The organism is Candidatus Hydrogenedentota bacterium (assembly GCA_016791475.1).
GTDB lineage: Bacteria > Hydrogenedentota > Hydrogenedentia > Hydrogenedentales > JAEUWI01 > JAEUWI01.
On record JAEUWI010000009.1, the window covers coordinates 156526 to 164268 of the forward strand.

At 59.4% G+C, this 7743-nt stretch carries 6 protein-coding genes; 2 read left to right on the top strand and 4 right to left on the bottom strand.

Annotation, left to right across the window (positions count from 1 at the left end; translation table 11 throughout):
* Positions 1–29: 29 nt before the first annotated feature.
* Genes JNK74_07135 through JNK74_07145 form a run of 3 tightly spaced genes read right to left on the bottom strand, consistent with a single transcriptional unit; the run spans position 30 to position 4828 of the window.
* A complete protein-coding gene (locus JNK74_07135; GenBank protein ID MBL7645951.1) occupies positions 30–2351 on the bottom strand; it encodes an AAA family ATPase in 2322 nt (773 codons plus the stop codon).
* Positions 2352–2376: 25 nt separating this feature from the next.
* Positions 2377–3759, bottom strand: coding sequence for an SLBB domain-containing protein (locus JNK74_07140; GenBank protein MBL7645952.1), 1383 nt, complete (start codon positions 3757–3759; stop codon positions 2377–2379).
* 22 nt (positions 3760–3781) lie between these two features.
* Complete coding sequence (locus JNK74_07145) at positions 3782–4828, bottom strand: sigma-54-dependent Fis family transcriptional regulator (GenBank protein MBL7645953.1); 1047 nt, start codon at positions 4826–4828, stop codon at positions 3782–3784.
* A gap of 658 nt (positions 4829–5486) precedes the next feature.
* Between JNK74_07145 and JNK74_07150 the strand changes: the two genes are divergently transcribed.
* Positions 5487–5879, top strand: coding sequence for a hypothetical protein (locus JNK74_07150; protein MBL7645954.1), 393 nt, complete (start codon positions 5487–5489; stop codon positions 5877–5879).
* A gap of 118 nt (positions 5880–5997) precedes the next feature.
* Complete coding sequence (locus tag JNK74_07155; GenBank protein MBL7645955.1) at positions 5998–7170, top strand: SGNH/GDSL hydrolase family protein; 1173 nt, start codon at positions 5998–6000, stop codon at positions 7168–7170.
* Between the two features lie 137 nt (positions 7171–7307).
* Here the strand turns inward: JNK74_07155 and JNK74_07160 are convergent, their stop codons facing one another.
* Positions 7308–7679, bottom strand: coding sequence for a hypothetical protein (locus JNK74_07160; protein ID MBL7645956.1), 372 nt, complete (start codon positions 7677–7679; stop codon positions 7308–7310).
* Positions 7680–7743: the final 64 nt, after the last annotated feature.

Below are 7743 nucleotides of genomic sequence, written 5' to 3' on the forward strand. Positions count from 1 at the left end.
CCTCTCGGGAGCCGGGGAACATGCGTGCGTTAGTCCTTTCGCTTTTCCAGCGGAAGCAGAACGACTTCCGCGTCCAGCGGTTCGGGAATATCCTCGTCTAGAATGTTGATCTCCGGCATGGCGGCCGGGCGCATCCGCGGCGGGGCTGCCTGATTGACATAGGCGTAGAAGAGCTTCTGGTTTTTCTTCAGGTAACCGCCGCGCAGGCTGCGGACGCCGTTGAGCACCACGCCGATGGTGTTCGCCCGGAGCAATTCCAGCTCCCGCAATCCGCGGCTCACCATGCCGAGGGAAGACTGGCCGACGCCGACCACGAAGAGCACACCGTCGATCGCGGGTGCGATCAATTTGGCGTCCGACATGAGCAACAGGGGCGGCGTATCGATGATGATGTGGTCGAAATGCTCGTCGGCCCATTCCATGAAATCCATCATCTCGCGTGAGGCGAGGCGGCCCGCGAGGGCTTTCGGATTCTGTCCGGGCCCGATGATGCCGAGATTTTCGAACTGGGTCCGCCGGATCAATTCCTCCCGCGCGTCCATGTTTTCCAGGAGTTCCGCGAGGCCGAGGCCGGGAACGAGGCCGAACGTGTTTTCAATGCCCGGGCGCTGGGAGCTCAGGTCGATGAGGAGGACGCGCCGGTTGGCGCTTTCGAGCGCCACGGCGAGGTTGCTGGCCACGGAGGTCTTGCCTTCGCCCCAGCTCGCGCTCACCACCATCAGCGAGCTGATTTCGGCGGCGTTGTCCTCGGGAAACAGGATACGGGCCAGGATGCGCCGGTATTCGTCCGCGACGACGGAGTTGGGATGCTGCGCCATGAGCAGTGCCGTGTCCACATTCTTGAGCGCGAGATCTTCGCTGAAATGGGGAATGGAGGCGATGATCGGCAGGCTGGAAATGCGGCTGATATCATGGGGCGTGCGCACCTGGCCGTCCGTCAATTCGCGGAGCACGCCATAAGTCAACCCGATGCCAAAGGCCAGGGCGATACCCATGAACGCCATCAGCAACTTCTTCGTAACACCCGCAACGAGGGGCGCATAGGGCTCGGTGTTCACGCTGATGCGGGCGGGCGCCTTCTCGTCAAGCTGGAGGTTGCTCACCGTATTGTTCCAGTTTTCGATGGACACGCGGAGGGCGTCTGCTTCCCCTCTCAATTTCTCCAGGCGCGCGCGGTCGGTCGAACTCTTCGTGGCTTTTTCTCGCTCCGTGTTGACGAAGGTTTCGTAGCGCTCCGTATTGCTGGCCAGATTCAATTCCGCATCGGTCACGCCGCGCTTCGCGGTTTCCAATTGCTGCATCAGGTCCCCGTGGAGGGACTGGAGCGCGCTTGTGCGGGCGACTTCCTCCTGCTTTGTAATGCTCTTGCGCAGGGATTCCAGGGTGCGCACCTGAGACTTCAGCTCGGGATGATTGTCCTTGTGGGTTTCGCGCAACCCGTCGACGACGCCCTCCTGGCGGACGAGATCGCCCTGGATGGTGCTCACCCGGGGGTCCGAGCCGACGAGGGTTTCCACGCCGTAGTCAAAAATGGGGGCGGAGGGGTTGCTCTTGTTGGAGGCCTGAAGCGCTTCGAGGCGGGCGATCTGGTCTTCCGTGTCGGCGACGACCTTCTGGGCCTGCTTGAGCTGGGTTTCCGCGTCGAGCATGCTCGCGCGGTATTGCTCGGCCTCGACGGAATCCTGGGGATGGACCATACCGGTGGAGGCGCCCAGCAGGCCTTCCAGATCCTCGATGTTCTGGCGCTTGTTCGCGAGATCCATTTCGAGCTTTTCGATCTGGTCGTTGAGGGTGACGATACGCTGGCTGCCCTCGTCGCTGGCCTCCTTGAGCGCCATATCCTGATACACGGAGGTGAGGACTTTCAGGACTTCCAGCGCTTCCTCGCGCGTCCGCATCGCGCAGATCACGGTGACCAGTTCGCTTCGGGTGACCTGGCGTGCCGTGACGCGGCTCTTGAGGAAGGTCAACTTGTCTTTGGCCTGCATGACGCTGGGGAGATTCTGGATGTTGGCGCGCTCCAGAACCTGCATGATCACGTTGTCGCCGGTCAACATGGCGATCTGCGTGTTTACGAACTTTTCATATTCCGCCGAATTGCCGGCCGCGTTGTTGTCGGCGAAGCTATTGGTCAGAGAGCGGTACTGGACCTGGGCCATGGCGGTGAATTCGACCGGGGTCAGCACCCATCCCGCCAGCGCAAAGGGCACGGCGAGCACGGCCGAGATCAGCATGATGACCGGCATTCGAAGGCTGAAGAAGCGCTTCACATCGAAGTGAAGTCCGGGCGTGCGGGTTCCCTGCTTTTCAATCGGGGCATCATCAACTACGGTCGAAAAATCTCTGGACATGCATGTACCTCTTGATTAAGTCAGGCTATTTCGCGCCGCCGGTTCCATTCGCCACGTCGCCAATGGTTCGAATGGCCTCGAGCAATTGGAGATTGGTCTGGAGCTGGCTGGAGTTTTCGGAATTGTAGAGCAGGTCGATGCGCTCGTCGGTGTAGAAGACCTCGTAGGCCTGGGTGTACAGGCCCATCGCCTGACTGGTGATCCCCATGATGGGTGACGCGAGCGCCGTGGAGCGGCTGATAAACTCGCCGAGCGTGACCAGTCGCTTGCGGGGCACGTAGATAATGTCGCCGGGCATCATGATGAAGTCGCCGCCGTTCTTAAGCATGTCCTTGGCGTCGATCAGCTTCACTTCCGTCTGGTCGTCGTTCACCTCGCGCATCAACACGACGTTGCTCAGCCGCCCCTGGGATTCATTGAAGCCGTTGGCGGCCGCCATGACCTGCAGGAAGCTCATTCCTTCCGTGAGCGGCTGGATGCCGGGCCGCCCGACGGCGCCGAGGATGTAGACCAGGTTCAGGCCCTCGGGAATAAAGATGGTGTCACCGGGCAACACGGGAGTCTGGGTGGCGTGGGCGCCGGCGCGGTCCATGTTGCGAAGATCATAGGCGGTCGCCGTACGTTCCTCGCCCGTGCCCCGGAGAACGACCGCCTTCACCAGTTGGCCCTGACCGCCGACGAAACTGTCGCCGCCGCGCTGGTTCACGCGCAGGCCGCCCGCCGCCACGATGGCGTCGAGAAGTGTGATCGGTTTGAGGTAGGGAAATTCGGCGGGACGGGCCACGTCGCCCGTGACCGTGTAGGATTTGCTCGTGGCTTCGGTAATCTGAAGGCTCACTTCCGCCTCGAAATACAGCGACTGGTAGGCTTCGCGCACCTTGGCCGTGGCTTCCTCGCGCGTGAGGCCGCCCAACTTCAGATCCGACACCCAGGGCAGCGACACGTAGCCGTCGTGACGCACGGTTACGCTCGTGTTGAGCGTTTCGTCGTCAAAAGAACGAAACTCCAGCACGTCCGTCGGCCCGATGCGGTACTGGGCCATAATCTCTTCTTCGGTGGGCAGGGCGGGCGGCGCTTCGCCGGTGGCCGAGCCGTCCACAACGACGCCCTCCGGCATGTTATCCGGCATGATTGCGTCGGTCTGTACCCGGACCGCCTCTTTCACCGGCCCACCTTCGGGGACCTTGACCGGCTCGACGGCGATCTCTGCCTGGGGCGCGGCGGCGGGCTGGGCTTCGGCGGTGGTGGTCTCCGGGGGTAGTGATTTTTCCGTCACTTCCGCCGCCGGAGCGGGCGATTCGCCTGCCAGGGCGGCTTCCGGGGCCGCTTCGGGATCATGAGCGCAGCCGCCGAGGACAAAAAGGCCAAGGGCGGGTACCAGGAGCATAGTGCAGAGGCGATTTCTCATTCCGATTTTTTCCCAGCTCGTTCTAGTCAGCTTTTCCGATACCGTACGCTTCAATACGGCGAAGGAGCGAGCTGTAGCTCGTTCTCAGCAGTTTGGCCGCTTTGCGACGGTTCCACAAAGTATAGTTCAACGTTTCCTCGATGAGGGCGCGCTCGGCCGCTTCAGCGGCTTTTCGCGCGGCCTCCTTCAAGGGCATGAAGGTCCGTTCCTCACGCGATTCCAGAATAATGGGCTTCGCGGCCTGGGCCGGCGCGAACATGGGCCGTTGTCCGGTCGCGTTCTCCTCCGCCAATAATAGATCCACGGAGCCCGTGGTTACATACTTTTTTATTCGCCCGGAAAGTTCCCGGACGTTGCCCGGATAATCCAACTGGGTGAGTGCATGGATGAGGTCGGGCGCGAGGGGCGCATATTCCTTCTTCATCATCTTGCACATATTATAATTAAAATGCTCCGCCAGTAAAGAGATATCTTCCCGGCGTTCCCGGAGGGGTGGAACCTCGATAACCACCTCCCGAAGTCGGAAGGAAATATCCTCGCGGAGGCGTCCCAGCGCGACCGCCTCATCTAAATCGAGGTTTGTCGCGGCCACGACGCGTGTGTCGCTGTGGACGGGGACGGTCCCGCCGATTCGCAGGATGGGCTCGCCATCGAGCACCTGGAGCAGTTTAACTTGCACTTGCGGCGCAGTTTCGCAGATTTCGTCAAGAAATAACGTGCCCTCGTGGGCCATCTCGAATCGACCGGGCTTGGAGGTGTCCGCGCCGGTGAAGGCCCCCCGTTCGTAGCCGAACAATTCGCTTTCGAGGATGTCCTCTGGAATGCTGGGACAGTTGACCTTGATGAAGGCTTTGCCGTAACGCGGGGACAGGCGGTGCAACTGGTTGGCGACGATGTCTTTACCGGTTCCAGTTTCGCCGCGGATCAGCACGGAGAGATCGACCTGGGCGAGCCGCCTCACCAGATCGTTGACTTCGAGAATCCGTGGATCCCGGCCGAGCAGTTGCTCGTGAAGCGGGGACGCCACCGCTTCATGCTGCCAGCTTTCTGTCTTGAATTGCGTTGTCACGACCGCTTCCTTTCCTGCCTTGCGCGTCGCCTTTGCGCGCGCTTGATGCCAAAAGCTCGGCAGCTCTTTGAGCATCAATTGTGCCAAACTATCATTCGCGCGGCGGGCGTGCCGGATTTCTGCCATTTATGTACGAGATAGGGGACATCACGACCATGCCTGCGGGAGTTGGTGGCCCCACCATCGCCCTCGATTGCGTGAAGTATACCACATAGCGCAACAAAAGTGGTCAAGGGTGACTATGATTAGATAGGATTCGTAACACTTTCTCCCTTCATTGATAGATTGACGTTGAGATATGAGGAAAAGATGGATCTGATTTCCGGAGTCCGGCGCGGCTTGTGCCCCAAAATGGGTCAAGATCGCGGATTCGATCCGGAACCATGGCAATAGTGTCGTTTATTTATTGAATTTCTACTTATACATACTGGTCGGTCGATACAAGGTTGTCAACTTTGAACCACAATTGGGTCTATTTTGATAGCAGTTCTATATTGTGCTGGGTGCCGCGCCAATGCGCTAAATCCCTAAGTTATTCTATGACTATCGCTTACACCGTGAACTACTTTAAACTCGTGAAAAATGCGCATGGGCATGAATATTGCTTCCCGTACGGAGAGCAATTCTATACCCATTCAGCCGATTTTGGGAGGCCAGCGTGAAGACGGACTTCACTATATTGCGTCAACTGCTGCAGTACGAGTTGTACAGCGCGCAGCGGCACCGGCGCTTCGTATCGATGGTCATGGTGACCACGGAAGAGGGTATCTCTGGATTGCGGAGTTTTCTGGGAGCCCACATTCGTGACAGCGATGTGATAGCTGATTTTGACAGTTCGATTGCCGTGCTGATGGGCGAAACCGATATCAACAGCGCGATGATCGCGGTGAATCGATATAAGGGCTTTTTCGAAAGCCAGTTGGACTTGCGTTTTTCCGTGGTGACCTATCCCAGTGACGGGGGCAAAGCGGAGAATCTGATCAAGATGGCGTATCGCCGCTTGAGCAAGGCCAAACAAGGCGAGACCGGAACCGTCGTCACTTCGGGTTGACGGCTTCGAGCCCCGCAAATCATAATAGGGTGGTTGCCAAGGGGTCATCGCTACGGAGCGGGGTGTAGCTGTCCGGCGGATGCGCCCCGAACCATGATCGCCAACCAGGATTCCGCCCTTGGACCCGAATGTCACGCCCGCCGCGTCCCCCCCACCTTCCTTGCCCCCTTCCCGCTGGGTGGCCCCGCTCTACTTCCTGATTCTCCTGCTGGCCCTTGTGTTTTCTCTGGAGATCGGCGCCCGGTTTATTGTGGCCCGCGGAAGCGACCCCGTGCTGATGCGCGTGGTGGAGGATTACGGTCGTCTGGCCGCCGAGGGCGCCGACTGGATTCGCTTCATTCCCGACGCCGAGCTGAGTTACCGCCTTCGCCCGGAGTTTACAGTGACCGGGCCGCGCGGCGGCGTGACCCGGCATAACAAGCAGGGCTTTCGCGATGCGGAAGATTTTCCACCCAAATCGGAGCAGGTGCTGCGGATTGTCTGCCTGGGCGCTTCGACTACCTATGGGGTCAGTGTGGAGGACAATAAGGATACCTACCCCGCTCAGTTGGAGGTGCAGCTTAACGGCCCGCTGAAACCGGCGGGCTGGGAGCGGGTGGAGGTATTCAACCTTGGCGTGGGCGGTTACACGTCCCGCGAAATCCTGGGCACATTGAAGCGCACGCTGCCGGAACTCAAGCCTGACGTGGTGCTGATCCAGAACGCCATCAATGATGTAATCCCCCGCTTCTATCCGAACTATCAAATGGACTACAGCCATTTTCGCACGGACTTCGCCCCGCTGGACGTGAAGCTCTGGCACCGGATTGCCTATCGCTCCCAGGCCTGGCTGACCTTCGCTTATGGTCTCGACTGGATCCGGCCCCTGTCCCTGCAGAGCCAGACGCAGAAGCCCATGCCGCCGGTGGACGAGGCCCTGGCGAATCTGGAGTTGAACGCGCCGACCGGCTATGAGGCGAATTTAAGCGAAATGGTGTCCACCGCTCAGGCGGCGGGGTGCCAGGTGTGGTTGTTGACCCAGGCCTACCTGGACGTCCCGGCCTTTGCCGGACCGAACGAGGAGTCGCGCCGCCTGGAAGGGGGCTACCGCCGCGGCCTGGCGGAGCACACGCAAATCGTGATAGCTCTTGCGCAAGAGACCGGGGCGGGGCTAATCGAACTGCATAAGACGACGCCCCGGGATCAGTTTTTATTTGCCGATCCGATTCATATGACGGCCGCGGGCAACGAGGTGAAGGGCAAGTTGGTGGCGGAGGCCATCGCAAAGAAACTGCCGCCGGGACCGTCCTGAACGCACAGGCCCCCAGATGGCGGGACACAACCGAAGCGTTATCCCATCGACACAACTCGTCGAAGCCTGCCAGAGGTTCGGGACGGTCCCGAATGGCACTAACCTAAGGTTCTCTGGGTTTGCGCTTTCTAGGGGATTTACTTGTTTCTCGAGCGCTTTGGCACACCTTCGGTTCTGGCTTCGAGTAATTCCAGCGAGACGTCCCGCAGTTGTTGTAACAATTCTTCGAGCTTTCGGTTCTCGGCAATGGCATGCTGATATGGCTTGAGTTGACTCGCGCTCAAGTTTACCGTGACCGTCTTTCCCTCTCGTTTCCACGTCCACTGATTGTAGGGGCCGTACTCCTTTTGCATTCCGGGATTTCGGGGGTCATCCCGCACGATGCTGCGCCGCGTTATGGTGCCTTGCAGAACGGGGCCGATTTTTGCGATGCGCTGGAGAATTTTTTCCCTGCGGCGCTCCATCGCATCGGTCTGTTTGGGGCTCTTTGGGCTCTCTTTTGTCGCCATGTGTGTGTCTCCATGCTCAGTATGGCATAGTCTGTAACTACAAGTATTAATACTTGTAGTATAA